The sequence below is a fragment of the Nocardioides oceani genome (genome assembly GCF_030412965.1).
GTDB lineage: Bacteria > Actinomycetota > Actinomycetes > Propionibacteriales > Nocardioidaceae > Nocardioides > Nocardioides oceani.
In genome coordinates, this window is sequence record NZ_JAUHJQ010000304.1 from 1 (window position 1) to 213 (window position 213).

1 protein-coding gene is annotated in these 213 nt (G+C 73.7%); it reads left to right on the top strand.

From position 1 onward, the window contains the following. On the top strand, nt 1-213 hold a 213-nt coding region (locus QWY28_RS24160), incomplete at both ends, for an AIR synthase related protein (protein WP_300955429.1).

The following is a 213-nucleotide window of genomic DNA, read 5'->3' on the forward strand; positions in this document are numbered from 1 at the left end:
CGAGCAGGGGGAGCAGGTCCTGGTCGGGCCGGGGGACGACGCCGCCGTGCTGCGCGTGCGCACCGGTCACGTCGTGGTCTCCACCGACCTCATGGTCGAGGGCCGGCACTTCCGCCGGGTGTGGTCCTCGGCCGAGGACGTCGGGCACCGCGCGGCCGCGCAGAACCTCTCCGACATCAACGCCATGGGCGGTCGCGCCACGTCGCTGACCAT